This is a genomic window from Curtobacterium sp. JUb34 (assembly GCF_003755065.1).
GTDB lineage: Bacteria > Actinomycetota > Actinomycetes > Actinomycetales > Microbacteriaceae > Curtobacterium.
Window position 1 is genome coordinate 735,005 of the sequence record NZ_RJVH01000001.1, and the last position, 15,774, is coordinate 750,778.

At 71.0% G+C, this 15,774-nt stretch carries 16 protein-coding genes; 8 read left to right on the forward strand and 8 right to left on the reverse strand.

The features are described from left to right. Positions 1 to 32 precede the first annotated feature (32 nt). Genes EDF63_RS03470 through EDF63_RS18600 form a run of 3 tightly spaced genes read right to left on the reverse strand, consistent with a single transcriptional unit; the run spans position 33 to position 2,069 of the window. On the reverse strand, positions 33 to 527 hold the full coding sequence (locus EDF63_RS03470; RefSeq protein WP_148061707.1) for a PH domain-containing protein: 495 nt from the start codon (positions 525 to 527) through the stop codon (positions 33 to 35). After that, positions 502 to 1,392, reverse strand: a complete 891-nt coding sequence (locus EDF63_RS03475; RefSeq protein ID WP_185021272.1) for an ABC transporter ATP-binding protein — start codon at positions 1,390 to 1,392, stop codon at positions 502 to 504. Before EDF63_RS03475 ends, EDF63_RS03470 begins: the two co-directional genes overlap by 26 nt. Then, positions 1,389 to 2,069 (reverse strand): hypothetical protein, encoded by a 681-nt coding sequence (locus tag EDF63_RS18600; protein WP_185021273.1) that lies wholly within the window; start codon positions 2,067 to 2,069, stop codon positions 1,389 to 1,391. Before EDF63_RS18600 ends, EDF63_RS03475 begins: the two co-directional genes overlap by 4 nt. A gap of 360 nt (positions 2,070 to 2,429) precedes the next feature. On the opposite strand from EDF63_RS18600, the gene EDF63_RS03485 reads away from it, so the two are divergent. The 5 genes from EDF63_RS03485 to EDF63_RS03505 all read left to right on the forward strand — a co-directional run bounded on the left by EDF63_RS03485 (position 2,430) and on the right by EDF63_RS03505 (position 7,723). Then, positions 2,430 to 2,591, forward strand: coding sequence for an aureocin A53 family class IId bacteriocin (locus EDF63_RS03485; protein WP_123311236.1), 162 nt, complete (start codon positions 2,430 to 2,432; stop codon positions 2,589 to 2,591). 108 nt (positions 2,592 to 2,699) lie between these two features. Further along, entirely contained in the window at positions 2,700 to 3,734 is a 1,035-nt protein-coding gene (locus EDF63_RS03490; protein WP_123311238.1) for a nitrilase-related carbon-nitrogen hydrolase, read from the forward strand. Next, the gene (locus EDF63_RS03495) at positions 3,731 to 4,789 is read left to right on the forward strand and encodes an agmatine/peptidylarginine deiminase (RefSeq protein ID WP_123311240.1); all 1,059 of its coding nucleotides are present in this window, start codon (positions 3,731 to 3,733) and stop codon (positions 4,787 to 4,789) included. The genes EDF63_RS03490 and EDF63_RS03495 overlap by 4 nt, the downstream gene beginning before the upstream one ends. 133 nt (positions 4,790 to 4,922) lie before the next feature. Further along, a complete protein-coding gene (locus EDF63_RS03500; protein WP_123311242.1) occupies positions 4,923 to 6,344 on the forward strand; it encodes an APC family permease in 1,422 nt (473 codons plus the stop codon). 20 nt (positions 6,345 to 6,364) lie between these two features. Then, a complete protein-coding gene (locus tag EDF63_RS03505) occupies positions 6,365 to 7,723 on the forward strand; it encodes an NAD-dependent succinate-semialdehyde dehydrogenase (protein WP_123311244.1) in 1,359 nt (452 codons plus the stop codon). Positions 7,724 to 7,807: 84 nt separating this feature from the next. On the opposite strand, the gene EDF63_RS18605 is transcribed toward EDF63_RS03505, so the two are convergent. From EDF63_RS18605 to gabT, 4 genes are read right to left on the reverse strand one after another with little or no spacing between them, the layout of a single operon-like run. Further along, positions 7,808 to 7,969 carry a hypothetical protein gene (locus EDF63_RS18605; protein WP_185021274.1) on the reverse strand — a complete coding sequence of 54 codons (162 nt, stop codon included), beginning with the start codon at positions 7,967 to 7,969 and terminating at the stop codon, positions 7,808 to 7,810. A 36-nt stretch (positions 7,970 to 8,005) separates the two neighbouring features. Further along, positions 8,006 to 9,394, reverse strand: a complete 1,389-nt coding sequence (locus EDF63_RS03510) for an NAD(P)/FAD-dependent oxidoreductase (protein WP_123311246.1) — start codon at positions 9,392 to 9,394, stop codon at positions 8,006 to 8,008. Further along, a complete protein-coding gene (locus EDF63_RS03515) occupies positions 9,391 to 10,923 on the reverse strand; it encodes an NAD-dependent succinate-semialdehyde dehydrogenase (RefSeq protein ID WP_123311248.1) in 1,533 nt (510 codons plus the stop codon). Before EDF63_RS03515 ends, EDF63_RS03510 begins: the two co-directional genes overlap by 4 nt. Next, on the reverse strand, positions 10,920 to 12,281 hold the full coding sequence (gene gabT, locus EDF63_RS03520; protein WP_123311250.1) for a 4-aminobutyrate--2-oxoglutarate transaminase: 1,362 nt from the start codon (positions 12,279 to 12,281) through the stop codon (positions 10,920 to 10,922). Before gabT ends, EDF63_RS03515 begins: the two co-directional genes overlap by 4 nt. Before the next feature lie 92 nt (positions 12,282 to 12,373). Between gabT and EDF63_RS03525 the strand changes: the two genes are divergently transcribed. Beyond that, entirely contained in the window at positions 12,374 to 13,909 is a 1,536-nt protein-coding gene (locus EDF63_RS03525; protein WP_123311252.1) for a PucR family transcriptional regulator, read from the forward strand. 20 nt (positions 13,910 to 13,929) lie between these two features. Further along, positions 13,930 to 14,547 carry a TetR/AcrR family transcriptional regulator gene (locus EDF63_RS03530; RefSeq protein ID WP_123311254.1) on the forward strand — a complete coding sequence of 206 codons (618 nt, stop codon included), beginning with the start codon at positions 13,930 to 13,932 and terminating at the stop codon, positions 14,545 to 14,547. On the opposite strand, the gene EDF63_RS03535 is transcribed toward EDF63_RS03530, so the two are convergent. Further along, the gene (locus EDF63_RS03535; RefSeq protein WP_123311256.1) at positions 14,530 to 15,216 is read right to left on the reverse strand and encodes an NUDIX domain-containing protein; all 687 of its coding nucleotides are present in this window, start codon (positions 15,214 to 15,216) and stop codon (positions 14,530 to 14,532) included. The genes EDF63_RS03530 and EDF63_RS03535 overlap by 18 nt on opposite strands. Positions 15,217 to 15,274: 58 nt before the next feature. Here EDF63_RS03535 and EDF63_RS03540 point away from each other — a divergent pair, with 58 nt between their 5' ends. Continuing rightward, a complete protein-coding gene (locus tag EDF63_RS03540) occupies positions 15,275 to 15,754 on the forward strand; it encodes a hypothetical protein (RefSeq protein WP_123311258.1) in 480 nt (159 codons plus the stop codon). The last annotated feature ends 20 nt before the right edge of the window (positions 15,755 to 15,774 follow it).

A 15,774-nucleotide genomic window follows, 5' to 3' on the forward strand; every position in this document is an offset into this window, starting at 1 on the left:
GCCGAGCGTGCGGGCGCCGGAGCCTCTGCCGATCAGGCACTTCTGGCCAGACTCGCTGCGATGATGACATGGACGTCCTGTGGCGACATCGGAAGAAGCGTGACCTCCTTCGCCGGTGTGAAGATGACACACCTTGCCAACCCGAGCCTGTGCAGCAGCGGACCAGTCTGCTGACGGATGACCACGACCTTCGGCCAAGGAACGTGCTCCACAGATCGCCACAACGCGCCGCGATGGATCACGAGTCCGGTGGGTGCCAGCTCGACCCGGAACTGACGAACGCCCGCCGGTGCGATGACCGCCGACTCGATGGCCGCACTCAACCCGGCCAACACCGCGCCCACGCGACAGTAGAGCGTCCACTCCGGAGGAAGAAGAAGAGAGAGGAGCACAGCAGCCGATGCGACCAGCACAGCCCCGCCGCACGCTTCGACGCGGGCCACGATCACTGCGCGCGCTGCGGCTCCGATCGAGACCCGACCCATCACCGCGTCTCGTGGATCATCGGACCGCGGTGACCGCGTCACGGTACTGCTCCTCGAGACTCTGGACGTCGACTGCGAGGTGCGTCAGGACCGCCCCGACGTCTCGGGCGAGACAGAACACTTGGGCAGCGTCGAGTCCGTCGACCGTCAGCATGCCGCCATCATCCTCGCGGACCGTCGCCGATACCTCCTCGAGCGCCGCGCACAGCTCGCGCTGCCCTGCCACGGCATGGACACGGACGGTTCGCTCGAGCACTGTGCGGTCTCGCTCCAGCTCGGACACCGAGCCCTCTGCCAGGAGCAGCACTCGGGTAGCAATCCGTTCCATCTCAGCCATGAGGTGAGAGGAGAGCAAGACTGCCCCGCCGTTGCTCGTGAACTCGCGGATGAGGTTTCGCATCCACAAGACGCCGTCAGGGTCGAGCCCGTTGAGTGGCTCGTCGAGAATGAGCGCATCAGGTGATTCGACGAGCGCGAGCGCGAGCGCGAGCCGTTGACGCATCCCGAGCGAGAGGTGCTTCACGCGTCGACGCGCGGCATCGCCGAGGCCGACCTCGACCAACCGAGTTCGGACATCTGATCGAACTGCACGACCGTTCGCGTTGATGAGCGCGATGGCCAGGTGCTGCTGGCAGGTGAGTCGAACGTCCAGCCACCCTGGGTCGAGAAGTGCGCCGACCCGAAGATCCGAGCGTCGCTGACCGGGCTCCGTCGAGACCTGACCCGCAGCCGGCGCGTCGATCCCCGTGACGATCCGCAGCAGTGTGCTCTTCCCAGAACCGTTCGCGCCGAGGAGGCCGAGGACTTCGCCTCGACGGAGTTCGAGGTCGACGCCCGTCAGCACGTCACGGCTCCCGAAGCGCTGACGAATCCCGATCAGCTCGATCATCGCGGTCATCGCGGTCATCGGATCCTCCATCGGCGCAGCGAAACGAAGCCGACAGCCAGGAGAACGCCGTCCATCAGGCAGAACCTCGCCGCGGCCCCGATCTGAGTGGCTGGGTCGAGCATTGCGGCCGTCAGGGTGACCGGGGCGATCTGAAGGAGTGGACCGCTGATACTCGGTACCCATATGCCCGCGATCGCGACGACGAGCGGAAGCGCCCAGATGAACGCGAGGTACACGAACACCGTCCCGACGACGGACCGTACGATCATCCCGATCGCAGCACCCAGCAGTGCGAAGAAGGCGTGCAACGCGGGCACCGCGAGCCAGTAGGCGATCGCGACTCGGTCAACGCCTGCTCCGCGATGCACGGCGAACGGCGCGATCAGCAGCATCGCGCCGACGCCGGTGATGACCGCGGTCGAGACGAGCACGCTGATCTTCGCGCAGAACACCAGTACTCGGCCCTTGACCTGGAGGAGCGTGAGCGCGAACTGTCGGGACGACAGATCGGCAGATGCGAACAACGCAGCGCCGAGGCCGACGAAGAAGGGGCTGATGTCACCGCCAGCAGCCACGGCGTTGAGGATCTGTTCATCAGGAGCCCCGAGTCCGAGGGCGAACAAGCGGCCAACGCCGAGGGCGATGGCGCCGGCCGAAGCTACGGCGAGTAGGACGCCTTGCACACGCAGACTCACGAAACGGCAGAATTCTGCCCGCCAAGCGCGCGCCCACCGGCCCCGCCGGCGAACAACCGCCGACGTCTCCGTCATGATCCGCCTCGGGATCGCTGGAAAGGTCTCCATGCGCGGACCTCGACGACAGACGCCTCCATTGCACTCAACCTGTCCCTGAACATGAGCATCGCAGCGCCCCCTCTCGCCGGAAGATTAACTGATCCAGACGGCATCATTTCACTCGCACCTGTTTTGTAATTTTACATTTGACAGGTGGCGACCAGGGCTGCAAGGTTGTCCTCGCCGCGCCGAAGCGGCCGGACTGCCGAGTGCACGCGGGGGGCCGTTCAATGCCGATCAATATGTGAAGGGGGCGCAGCAATGGCTGTGTTCGCACGAATCCTCCAGCTCCTCGCCAAGTACGGAGCTCGCGCCGTCAACTGGGCGAAAGCCAACATCCAGCGGGTTCTCAACTGGATCAACGCCGGGCAGGCGATCGACTGGATCGTCTCGAAGATCAAGCAGATCCTCGGCATCCGCTAGTGACCGACTCCAGCTTGGAGTAACAGCGGAGCCCACCATTGCTGCTGGCAGTGGTGGGCTCCGTCGTTGGACCTTGCGCTCGTTGACCATGCGATCAACAATGGCGGGATGGACGTCGTCATCGCTCCCCCGCACCCGTCTCCGCTGCACCAGGACACCGGCGCCCCCCGCCGCACGACCCGCGTCGCCCTCGTGCAGACGCACTGGCTCGAGGACCCCGCTGCCCACCGCGCACAGCTCGCCGACGGCATCGCCACCGCTGCCGCCACCGGCGCGACCGCCGTGTTCCTCCCCGAGCTCACCCTGCGCCGCTACCCCGGCGACACCCCGGCGACCGGCACCCCGAAGGACCTCGCCGAATCGCTCGAGGACGGCCCGACGGTAGCCTTCGCCCGCGCACAGGCGATCGAGCAGGGGGTGTTCGTCCACGCCTCCTTGTACGAGCGGCCTGCCGACGACGACCAGCCCGACGACCCCCGTGGCTACAACACCGCCGTCCTCGTCGCCCCCGACGGCACCCTGGTCGGCCGGACCCGGAAGACCCACATCCCGATCAGCGCCGGCTACCACGAGGACACCTACTTCCGCCCGGGGACGGACGACGATGCCTTCCCGGTGTACGAGCCCGCCGGACTCGGCGTACGCCTCGGCCTGCCGACCTGCTGGGACGAGTGGTTCCCCGAGGTCGCGCGGTCGTACGGTCTCGCCGGCAGCGAGGTCCTGGTGTACCCGACGGCGATCGGCTCCGAGCCGACGTTCCCGGACTTCGACACCGCCCCGATCTGGCGGCAGGTCATCGTCGCGAACGGCATCACCGCGGGCCAGTTCATGGTCGTGCCGAACCGGTGGGGCGACGAGGGCGACATCACCTTCTACGGGTCGTCGTTCATCTCGGACCCGTTCGGCCGCGTGCTCGCCGAGGCACCGCGTGACGCCGACGCGGTGCTCGTGGCGGACCTCGACCTCGAGGCCCGGACGGAGTGGCTCCGGCTGTTCCCCTTCTACGTGACCCGTCGACCGGACCTCTACGCGGAGCTCGTCGCCCCGGTCGACGAGGACCGCCACGCGTTCGGCGCACGCGACGCGATCGACGCGGCCATCGGGGTGGCGGCGACCGACGCCGGACCGGAGGCACGCGCATGACGTGGGTGATGCCTCCCGAGACGGCTCCGCAGGAACGCACCTGGATGGCGTTCCCGCGCCCCGGCCTGACGCTCGGTGACGACGCGGCGAGCGCCGAGGCGGCGCGGCGGACGTGGGCGACCACCGCCAACACGATCAGCGAGCACCAGCCCGTCACCATCGTCGTGGACCCGGTGGCGCGCAGCGACGCCCGCCGGCTGCTGTCGGAGCAGGTCGACGTGCTCGAAGCGCCCCTGGACGACTTCTGGATGCGCGACATCGGGCCGACGTTCGTCGTCGACGACGTGACCGGCGAGCTCGGCGCAGTCGACTGGGTCTTCAACGGCTGGGGCGCGAACCCGTGGTCGACGTGGACCCGCGACGCCGAGGTCGCTGCCACGGTCGCGGCCGCCGCCGGTGCCGAGCGGATCCCGTCGCTGCTCGTGAACGAGGGCGGGGCGATCCACGTCGACGGCTCGGGCACCGTCCTGGTGACGGAGACCGTGCAGCTCGATCCGCGACGGAACCCGTACGCCGACCGCGAGCGCGTCGAACTCGAGCTGGCCCGGACGATCGGCGCGACGGACGTGGTCTGGCTGCCCCGCGGCCTGACACGTGACTACGACGGGTTCGGCACCCGGGGCCACGTCGACATGGTCGCGACGTTCGCGGGCGCCCCGAGCGGCACCAGCGGCACCAACGCCACCAACACCACCACGCCGTCCCGCACCCTCCTGCTGCACGCGCAGCCCGACGCCGGCCACCCGGACCACCTGGTGATGCCGCAGATCCGTCGGGCACTCGAGCAGGCCACGGACGCGACGATCGTCGAACTACCGGCCCCGTCGACCCTGACGGACGACGACGGCCCGGTCGACTGGAACTACGTCAACCACGTGGTGGTGAACGGCGCCGTGATCGCCTGCGCGTTCGGCGACCCCGTTGCCGACGACCGCGCCCGCGGCATCCTCGCCGACGTGTACCCGGGCCGTCAGGTGCGTTCGGTCGACGCCCGCGAGGTCTTCGCGCGCGGCGGCGGGCTGCACTGCATCACGCAGCAACAGCCGGCGGTCTGAGCCATCGCCGCGGTGTACAGCGACTGCCCGATGCCTGTACACCGCGGCCGGTCCGCACGGCGCCGGAGCGTCGGTATGGTGCTCCGAACCGGCCCGGGCGACGCTGCCCGGCCCCGAAGAGCAGGGAAGTCACATGGCATCACCGACCGCGGTCCCCGCACCGACGGCCTCGGCACCACCTGCGCGCGGCGGCTCCCTGAAGCGGAGCCTCGGGCTCTGGGCGATCGTCGGCCTGGGCCTCGGCTACATGACCCCGACGGTGGTGTTCGACACCTTCGGCATCGTCTCCGGGCAGACCGACGGCGCCGTGCCGAGCGCGTACCTGATCGCGCTGGTCATCATGGCGCTGACGGCGATCAGCTACGGCAAGATGGTCCGCGTCTACCCGGCCGCCGGCTCCGCGTACACGTACGTGCGGGAGTCGATGCACCCGAACCTCGGCTTCATGGTCGGGTGGGCGTCCCTGCTCGACTACCTGCTGCTGCCGATGGTGAACGCCCTCATCATCCGGCTCTACCTGGAGCAGGTGTTCCCGGCGCTGCCCCCGTGGGTGACGGTCGTCGTCTACACGGTGTTCGTGACGACGGTGATCTGCCTGTCGATGCGTGGCACGTCGAACCTCAACATGGTGCTGCTCGTCGGCGCGATCCTGGCAATGATCGCGTTCGTGGTCTTCACCGTGATCGAGCTCACGCACGGCGCGGGTGCCGGCACGATCGTCAGCGCCGAACCGTTCGTGCACGACGGTGTGACGATGTCGGCGCTGCTCACCGGCGCGACGGTGGTCTGCTTCTCGTTCATCGGCTTCGACGCGGTGACGATGTACACCGAAGAGGCCAAGTCGATCCGGATCATGCCGAAGGCGATCATGCTGACGGTGCTGCTCGGCGGCGCGATCTTCCTGGTGTCCGCGTACTTCGCGCAGCTGCGGTTCCCGACGAACGCCCCGTTCGGCGAGTTCACCGACGACCCGCTGCCGCAGATCGGCCTGCTCGTGGGCGGTCCGGTGTTCCAGGCGGTGCTCGTCTCGGCCGGGTTCGTCGCCGCGCTGGCGTCCGGGCTCGCGTCGCACGCGAGCGTCGCCCGGATGCTCATGGTGATGGGTCGGAACAACGTCCTGCCGAAGCGCGTCTTCGGTTACGTGCACCCGCGCACGCACACCCCGGTCTTCAACGTCGTCTTCGTCGGCGCGGTCACCCTGCTCGCGATGAGCTTCTCGCTCGACACGGTCGCCGCCTACATCAACTTCGGCGCCCTCGTCGCGTTCACGTTCGTCAACGCCACGGTGATCGTGCACTTCGCCGTGCGGCAGGGCCGTCGTCACACGGCGGGCGACCGCTGGAAGTACATCGTGCTGCCGGGCCTCGCGATGGTCCTGACCGGCGTGCTCTGGTCGCAGCTCCACGCCGACGCACTGATCGCAGGAGGAGTGTGGGCGGCGATCGGCTTCGCCTACCTGCTCGTCATCACGAAGGGCTTCCGGGTCGCACCGAAGGGCTTCGACGAGAACCAGCCCGTCACGGGTGTGAACAAGCAGCTGACCGACCAGGCCTGACCGCACCACGAGAGGACGCCATGTACGCCGTCACCGACCCCACCACGGGCACGACCCTCGAGACCTTCCCGACCATCAGCGACGACGAGCTCCGGGCGGCGATCGCTGTCGCGGACCGCGCCCACCGCGAGCGCACCAGCACCGTCGCCGACCGCGCCGCGCTGCTCCACCGCGTCGCCGACCTGTACCGCGAGCGGCACGCCGACCTCGCCGCGACGATCGTGCGCGAGATGGCGAAGCCGATCGACCAGGCCGAGGGCGAGGTCGACTTCTGCGCCGACATCTACGACTACTACGCCGACCACGCCGAGGAGTTCCTCGCCGACCAGCCGATCACCCTGGCGGACGGTTCCGAGGGCAGCGCCTTCATCCGGAAGTCCTCGATCGGCGTGCTGCTCGGCATCATGCCGTGGAACTTCCCGGCGTACCAGATCGCCCGGTTCGCCGGTCCGAACCTGCTCATCGGCAACACGGTGCTGCTCAAGCACGCGCCCCAGTGCCCCGAGTCGGCGCTGGCGATCGAGCGCGTCTTCCACGATGCCGGGTTCCCCGAGGGCGCCTACACGAACGTCTTCGCGACGAACGACCAGGCCGCCGACGTCATCGCCGACCCGCGCGTGCAGGGCGTCTCGCTGACCGGTTCCGCCCGCGCCGGCGCCGCCGTCGCCGAGATCGCGGGCCGGAACCTCACGAAGGTCGTGCTCGAACTCGGTGGATCGGACCCCTTCATCGTGCTGTCCACCGACGACCTCGACGCCGTCGTCGAGTCGGCCGTCACCACCCGCCTCGAGGGCAACGGACAGGTCTGCAACGCCCCGAAGCGCTTCCTGGTGGTGGACGACCTGTACGACGACTTCCTGGCGAAGTTCACCGCCGCGATGTCTGCGGTCGCGCCGACGGATCCGAGCACGCCCGGTGCCGAGCTCGGCCCGCTGTCCTCGCCGGCCGCCGCCGACCGGCTGCAGGAGCAGCTCGCCGCGGCCGTCGAGCAGGGTGCCACGGTCGTCACGGGTGGCGACCGCCAGGGCAATGCCTTCGTGCCGACGATCCTGACCGACGTCACGCCGGACAACGACGCCTACCGCGAGGAGTTCTTCGGCCCCGTCGCCGCCGTGTACCGGGTCGACGACGAGGACGCCGCCGTGGCACTCGCCAACGACACCCCGTACGGGCTCGGCTCGTACCTGTTCACCACGGACGCCGACCAGGCACTCCGCGTCGCGGACCGGCTCGAGGCCGGCATGGTCTACGTCAACATCGTCGGCGCGGACAGCCCGGAACTGCCGTTCGGCGGCGTCAAGGCGAGCGGGTTCGGCCGCGAACTCGGCCCCCTGGGGGCCGACGAGTTCGTCAACAAGAAGCTGATCCGCATCGGCTGACGGACGCTCTCGACTCGGCTCCACGACGGACGGGAGGCCCGTGGCGGTCTCGCCACGGGCCTCCCGTCTGCTCGTCGGTCGCCGCTACTGCTGGGGGTCGGCGGGCTCGCCGCCGGAGTCCGTGTCGCTGTCCTGCGCGGGGTCCTTCGTCGCGTCGCCCGTGGGCGACCCGTCCGGCAGGTCCTCGGTGTACTGCTCCTGGTCCTTGGTGGGGTCGCTGGACCCGTTCGCCGTCGTGTCGCTCATGGACCGGACGCTACGCGCGGCCGTCGCTGCGCCCGTTCAGACGGACGTGCCGGCAGCGCCCGCGCCGGCGCTGACCGGGGTCACGGCGAGGATCTCGTCGGCGACCTCGCGCCCGATCCGCACCGCGCCGTCGACGTGCTGGTACCCCTGCCCGGCCAGGTCGCTCGACGCGAACCGGATCGGACCGACGGCAGCACGCTGGTCGGCGCCGTAGCGGACGAGCCCGCCCAGGTCGAAGCTCGCCGCGTAGGCGCCACGGGTCCACTCCTCGGTGCCCCAGTCGCTCTCGTAGTACACGACCGGGCGCAGGGCCTCGTCGCCGTAGTAGTGCGCGAGCGAGCCGAGCACCCGGGCCTTCCGTTCCTCGGCCGACAGCGTGAACAGGTCGTCGGCGTGTTGGTCGGAGACGAACCCGACGAGCGTGCCCTGCTCGGAGCCGTGCTCGGTGTTGTCGTACGCCTCGTGCACGACCTCGTAGGGGCTGAACGCGGTGCCGGAGAGCCCGGCGCCGCGCCAGAACGGCCGGTCGTAGACGGCGTGCACCTTGATGACGAAGCCCATCGACAGGTGCTGGTGCAGCTGGTGCTGGCGACGGGGCAGCGGCGGCTCGTACGAGATCCGCGAGTACAGGGGCGGCGGCACGGCGACGAGCGCCTGCCGGGCGTGCACCTCGAGGCCGCCGTCGGCGAGCGCGACGACCCCCTCGTCGGTCCAGCGCAGGGTGCGCACCGGCGCGTTCAGGTGCACGGCCTCACCGAGGCGCTCGGCGAGCCGCTCCGACACCTGCTGCATCCCGCCGACGACCCGCTTGTCCAGGATGAAGTCGGCGTCGACCAGGTTCGCGAAGCTGCCGGCGGAGGCGGCCATCAGCAGGGCCTGCAGTGCCGAGAACGCGTGCGCGGGCTTGGTGAGCATGGCGCCGGCGATGAACAGCTCGACGTTGTCGGTGGCGACGCGGTCCGGGCTGAGCGTGTGCAGCCAGGCCCGGAACGAGGTCTCGTCCAGTGCCGCGGCGTCCGGGGTCTCCCAGGGTCGTGCGGGATCGACCGCCGCGACGTACTCGTCGACGACCTCGACGAGCCGCTCGATCTCGTTCGCCGTCGCCTCGGGCAGCGGGAAGATGTCGCCGGTGTACTCGGTGCGGGTGCCCGCGGCGTCGACGTAGACACTGGAGCCCTCGCGGTACCGGTCGTAGGTGTCGAGTCCGAGTTCGTCGAGGGTCTCGAGCAGCGCGGTCTGGTCGGGCGAGACCCACTGGCCGCCGATCTCGAGCGTGACGCCGTCGATGTCGTTGGTCCAGGTTCTCCCGCCCACGCGGTCGCGTGCCTCGAGCACCGTGACGGTGAGCCCCGCCGCGCGCAGGCGGTTCGCGGCGGTCAGGCCGGTGACACCGGCTCCGATGACGACGACGTCGCTCTCGATCATCGTGCTGCTCCTTCGGTGGTGGTGCTCCGGAACGGGTCCGGGGTCAGCGTGTACATGGTCTCGAGGTACTCGGCGATGCCCTCGCCGCCGCCCTCGCGACCGAGTCCGGACTGCTTCACCCCGCCGAACGGGGCCGACGCGTTCGAGACGACACCGGTGTTGAGTCCGAGCATGCCGGTCTCGAGGCGCTCCATGAGGCGCTGGCCGCGAGCCGGGTCCTCGGTGAACGCGTAGCCGACCAGACCGTACTCGGTGTCGTTGGCGGCGGCCACGGCCTCGTCCTCGGTGCGGAAGGTCCGGATCGCCAGGAGGGGACCGAAGATCTCGTCGCGGAGCAGGTCGCTGCCGGGCTGCACGTCGGTCAGGACCGTGGGCGCGTAGAAGGTGCCGGGGCCGTCGACCGGGTGACCGCCGGTGCGGAGCGTCGCCCCGCGGTCGAGCGCGTCGGTCACCAGGCGGTGCGCCTTGTCGACGGCGCGGTCGTCGATGAGCGGTCCGATGGCGACACCGTCCTCGGTGCCGCGTCCGACCCGCATGGCCTCGACGCGTGCGGTGACCCGGCGGGCGAACTCGTCGACGACGTCCTCGTGCACCAGGAACCGGTTCGCGGCGGTGCAGGCCTGCCCGGTGTTGCGGAACTTGGCGGCGAGCGCGCCCTCCACGGCCAGGTCGAGGTCGGCGTCGGCGAACACCAGGAACGGGGCGTTGCCGCCGAGCTCCATGCTCGTCCGGAGCACGTTCTGCGCCGCCTGGGCGAGCAGCGTGCGTCCGACCGGCGTCGAGCCCGTGAAGGACAGCTTCCGGAGCCTGGGGTCGGCGATCACCGGCCCGGAGACGTCGGCGGCGCGGGTGGTCGGCACCACGTTGACCACGCCGGCGGGCAGTCCGACCTCGCGCAGCAGGTCGACGAAGAGCAGGGTCGTGAGCGGCGTCAGTTCGGCCGGCTTCACGACGACCGTGCAGCCGGCGGCGAGCGCCGGTGCGATCTTCCGCGTCGCCATCGCCAGTGGGAAGTTCCACGGCGTGATCAGGAACGCGGGACCGACGGGCTTGTGCGAGACGGTGGCGCGGCCGGTGCCCTCCGGGTTGACCCCGTACGAGCCGCCGATCCGGACGGCCTCCTCCGAGAACCAGCGCAGGAACTCGCCGCCGTAGGCGACCTCGCCGCGGGCCTCGGCGAGCGGCTTGCCCATCTCGAGCGTCATGAGCAGCGCGAAGTCCTCCCGGCGTTCCTGGAGCAGGTCGAACGCGCGCCGCAACAGCTCGGCGCGCTGTCGCGGCGGCGTGGTCGCCCAGCCCCTCTTGGCTGCTTCCGCGGCGTCGAGGGCTCGGACACCGTCTTCGGGGGTTGCGTCGGCGATGTCGAGCAGCGTCTCGCCGGTGGCGGGGTCGACGACGGCGAAGGTCCGGCCGTCGGCCGCCGGCTGCCAGACGCCGTCGACCAGGAGGCCCGTGGGGACGCGCGCGAGCAGCTCGCGTTCGGCGTCGGTGCGGTCGGCCGCGGGGGCGGTGGTGGTGACGGTGGTCATGCTGTTGCGAGTCCTTCCAGGACGACGTCGAGTCCCTCGTGAAGCAGGGCGTCGTCGATCGACAGTGGGGGCAGGAACCGGACGACGTTGCCGTACGTGCCGGCGGTCAGCGCGATGACACCGTGCTCGAACGCGTGCCGCACCACCTTCCCGGTCAGTGCGGCGTCCGGTTCGCCGGTCGCGGGGTCCACGAGTTCCATCGCGACCATCGCGCCGCGTCCGCGGACGTCACCGATCCGTGGGTCGGTCGTCTGCGCCGTCCGGAGCCGTCCGAGCAGCACGTCCCCGATCTCGCGGGCGCGGTCGATCAGCCCGTCGTGCTCGAACGCGTCGATCGCGGCGAGCGCGGCGGCGCACGCGATCGGGTTGCCGCCGTAGGTGCCGCCGAGCCCGCCGACGTGGGCGGAGTCCATGATCTCGGCACGACCGGTCACGGCGGACAGGGGCAGACCGCCGGCCATGCCCTTCGCGGTCGTGACGACGTCCGGCACGATGCCCTCGTGCTCGCTGGCGAACATCGCCCCGGTGCGCGCGAAGCCGGTCTGCACCTCGTCGGCGATGAGGACGACGCCGTTGGTCGTCGTCCACTCCGACAGGGCGGCGAGGAAGCCCGGTGCGGGGACGACGAACCCGCCCTCACCCTGGATCGGCTCGATGAGCAGCGCAGCGGTGTTCGCCGCGCCGACCTGCTTCTCGATCTGACTGATCGCGCGCTTCGCCGCCTCGGGACCGGAGAGTCCGTCGTGGAAGGGGTAGGACATCGGCACCCGGTAGACCTCGGGCGCGAACGGCCCGAAGCCGTCCTTGTACGGCTGGTTCTTCGCGGTGAGCGCCATCGTCAGGTTCGTCCGACCGTGGTACGCGTGGTCGAACACCACGACGGCCTGTCGACCGGTGTGCTTGCGCGCGATCTTCACGGCGTTCTCGACGGCTTCGGCGCCGGAGTTGAACAGGGCCGTCCGCTTCTCGTGGTCACCGGGGGTCAGGCGGTTGAGCGCCTCGGCGACGGCGACGTAGCCGTCGTAGGCGGCGATCGTGAAGCACGTGTGGGTGAAGGCAGCGACCTGCTCGGTGACCGCGGCGACGACACCGGGGTGCGCGTTGCCGACGCTCGTCACGGCGATGCCCGAGCCCAGGTCGACGAACGAGTTGTCGTCGGCGTCCACCACGACCCCACCACCGGCAGCGACGACGGCGATCGGCACGGCGACGCCGACCCCGGCCGCCACGGCACCGGCCTTCCGCGCCATGAGCTCGCGTGACCGCGGGCCGGGGACGGCCGTGACGAGCCGTCGCTCCTGGGGCAGCGAGGGGCCGCCGGTGGGCGCACTGATCGAGGGTGCTGCGGTGGAGGACATGCGGCGATCGTAGGAGCCTGCGGCGGCCCGGACGGCTGTCCATCGTGTACACCGGCACCCGCTTCGATCGCCCCGGTGGATAAGGTGCTCGCATGCCCGCGACGCTGCGTTCCCTGTTGCACCGAGCCGACCTCCGCCTCCGCCTGCTCACCGATGCCGACTCGGGCGCACTCGACGCCCCGCTGTCGTGGCTGCACAGTTCCGACCTCGAGGACCCGACGCGGTTCCTGGCCGACGGGCAGGGACTGCTGACGACCGGCACCCAGTTCGGCACCGAGGCCGAGGTCCCGGAGGACGTCGCAGGCCCCTACGTCCGGCGGCTCGTCGAGCGTGGCGTCGTCGCGCTCGGCTTCGGCACCGAGGTCGTCCGCGCCGGCACCCCGGACGCCCTCGTCGCAGCCTGCGAGCAGGACGGACTCCCCTTGTTCGAGGTGCCCTACGAGACCTCCTTCATCGCGGTGGCGCAGGCGAACGCCGAGGCCGTCGCCCGTGACGCGAACGCCCGGAACGCCTGGGCCCTCGCCGCGCAGCGGGCGATCTCGCTCGCGGCGATGCGCCCGGACGGACTCGGCGCCACGATCGCCGAGCTCTCCGGCCAGCTCGACGGCTGGGTCGGACTCTTCGACGTGTCGGGGCGCCTGGACCGTGGGCACCCGGCTGACGGCGTGCCCGACCAGGACCTCGAGCTGCTCCGGACCGAGGCACTGCGCCTGTTGCGTGCGGGACAGCGGGCGAGCCTGCCGGTGACGACCGAGCACCACACCGGGTTCACGCTGCAGACCCTCGGCAGCGGCGGCCACCTGAGCGGCGTGCTCGCGATCGCCAACGGAGGAGCACTCGACCGCGCCGGACGCGAGGTGGTGACCTCCGTGATCGCCCTCGCCGGCCTCGCACTGCAGCAGAACCGCGAGCTGGCCAGGGCACGCGGGCTCCTGCGCACCGGGCTCCTCACCATGCTCTCGGTCGGCGATCCGGAGGTGGTCCAGTCGACGTCGCGCGAGGTGTGGGGGCCGCTGCCCGCCGAACCGGTCCGGATCGCGGCCGTCGACGTCGCGGACCAGGACCTCGACACCGTCGTCGACCTGCTCGAACTGTGGGTGCAGGACCGGCCCGGACAGCTCTTCTTCGCCGTCGACGACGCGCTCTTCCTGTGCGTGAGCGCCGACGACACCGCGATCGTCGAGGAGCTCGTCGGGCGCTTCGACCTGCGCGCCGGGCTGTCGGACGGTGCCGCCTACCGCTCGTTCGGCCGCGCCCGCACCGAGGCCGTGCAGGCCCTCGACCGCCGCCGCGAAGGACGCCCGGGCACCACCGAGTTCGGCGACCTCGCCCGGGAGGGCGTCCTCGCACACCTGGCCCACGTCGACGTGGACGCGGGAGCCGTCGCCCGCGCGTTCCTCGCTCCCCTGCTCGAACACGACCGGTCGGCGGGCACCGAGCTCACCCGCACCGTCCGCGCCTGGCTCGAGCAGAACTGCGAGTACGACCGGGCCGCCCAGGTGCTCGGCATCCACCGCCACACCGCACGCTCCCGAATCGAGCACGCCGGCCGACTCCTGGACCGCGACCTCTCCGTCTTCGCGACCCGGGCCGACCTGTGGGCGGCGTTCGTCGTCGAGGGCGCGTGACGCGCGGATACGGTAGGACGATGCCGTCGACACCGGCCCGCCGGCGCCTCAGCCCGGCCGAACGCGAGGCCCAGATCACGGCCGCCGCGGTCGACCTGGCGCGCGCCGAGGGCCTCGCGGCGGTCACCCTGCGCGGGGTCGCCGCGGTGATCGGGGTCGCGCCCTCGCTCGTCGCCCACTACCGCCCGAGCATGGAGGACCTGGTCGGCGAGACCTTCCGCACCGTCGCGGACGCCGAGGTCGCCGAGGTCCGCGCGATCGTCACCGACGCCCCCGACCCCGTCTCCGGCCTCCGCACCCTGCTCGGCTGCATCGCCGACCCCGCACGCGACGACGTCGCCACCCTCTGGGCCGACGCGTGGAGCATCGGCCGCACGAACGCGGCACTGGCGACCGCGGCACGGGACGTCATGGACGACTGGCAACTCCTCGCGACCACGGTCGTCGCCGACGGGGTGCACGCCGGCGCGATGCGCACCGACGATCCGGACGGCGTCGGACGCCTGCTCTTCGCACTCGTCGACGCCACCAACGGGTACGCGCTCGTCGACTACCTCGACCGCCCGACCCGCGAGGGCCTGGTCCGCACGACGATCGCGCGCGCCGTCGGCCTGGACGCGTCAGCCCTGGCCGGGTGACACCCGCCGCAGTGCCACCCACTGCAGCAGCATGATCGTCTTGCCGTCGGCGATCCGGCCGTCCTCGACCATCGCCAGCGCCTCGTCGAGCGGCAGCTCGAGCACCTCGATGTCCTCGCCCTCGTCCTCGAGCCCACCGCCGGCCTCGACCCGGTCCGCCGGCGTGTAGGCACCGACGTAGAAGTGGACGCGCTCGGTCACTGAACCGGGGCTCATGAAGACGTCGGCCACGTGCGACAGTTCGCGCAGCCGGATGCCGAGCTCCTCGGCGGCCTCGCGTCGGACGGCGGTCTCGGGGTCGTCCTCGTCGAGCAGCCCCGCCGCTGCCTCGATCAGCATGCCGTCGGGGTGGCCGTTCACGTACGCCGGCCACCGGAACTGCCGGGTGAGCAGGACCGTCCGGCGCTCGGCGTCGTACGGCAGCACCGTGGCGCCGTTCCCGCGGTCGTAGGTCTCACGCTGCTGCCGGTCCCACCGGCCGTCCCGGCGCCGGACGTCGAGCGTCGTGCGACGGAGCACGTGCCAACCGTCCGACACGACCTCGACGTCCCGCACGACGACGTCGGGGTTGCGGTCGAGGTCACGGCCGACGGCGTCGAGTCCGGTCCGCCCCCGGGCATCGGGGACGTCGACACCGGGGCGGGCGGCTGCTGCACGATCATCGGTCACCCGGTCACGCTAGCGGCGCGGCCGTCCGCACGACCTGCACGCCCGGTACCGTGCAGCCATGACCAGCACCCTGTTCACCCGCCGCCCGGACCGACCGCAGGTGGTCACCGTGTCGTTCGTGCTCTGGCTCGTCTGGGTCGCCGTCTGCCTGGTGGCGACCGTCCTGCAGTTCGTCGCGGGGACGGCGACGACCGGCTTCGGCACGGTCCTGACGGTGCTCGTCGCGGTCGTCGTCTGGGGGCTCGTCGGCTGGGCCGTCGTCCGCATGGCCGGCGGGTCGCGGGTGGCACGCATCGTGCTGGTCGTCGTCGCCGCGGCCCGCGCTGCCCTCAGCCTCACGAGCGGCGAACTCGGGCTCCTGACGATCGCGCTGTCGGTCGTCGCCGCGGTCCTCTTCTTCCTGCCCAGCGCGCGCCCGTTCTTCGCACCGAGCGGTGCGGGAAGAACCGGCCACGGGTTCTCCGGAACCGGCGTGTCGGCGCCGAGCCGTGCCTCCAGGCCGGATCCCGACCACGCGACGGACGCCGACCGGACCTGATCCGCACCCCGCCGACCGAT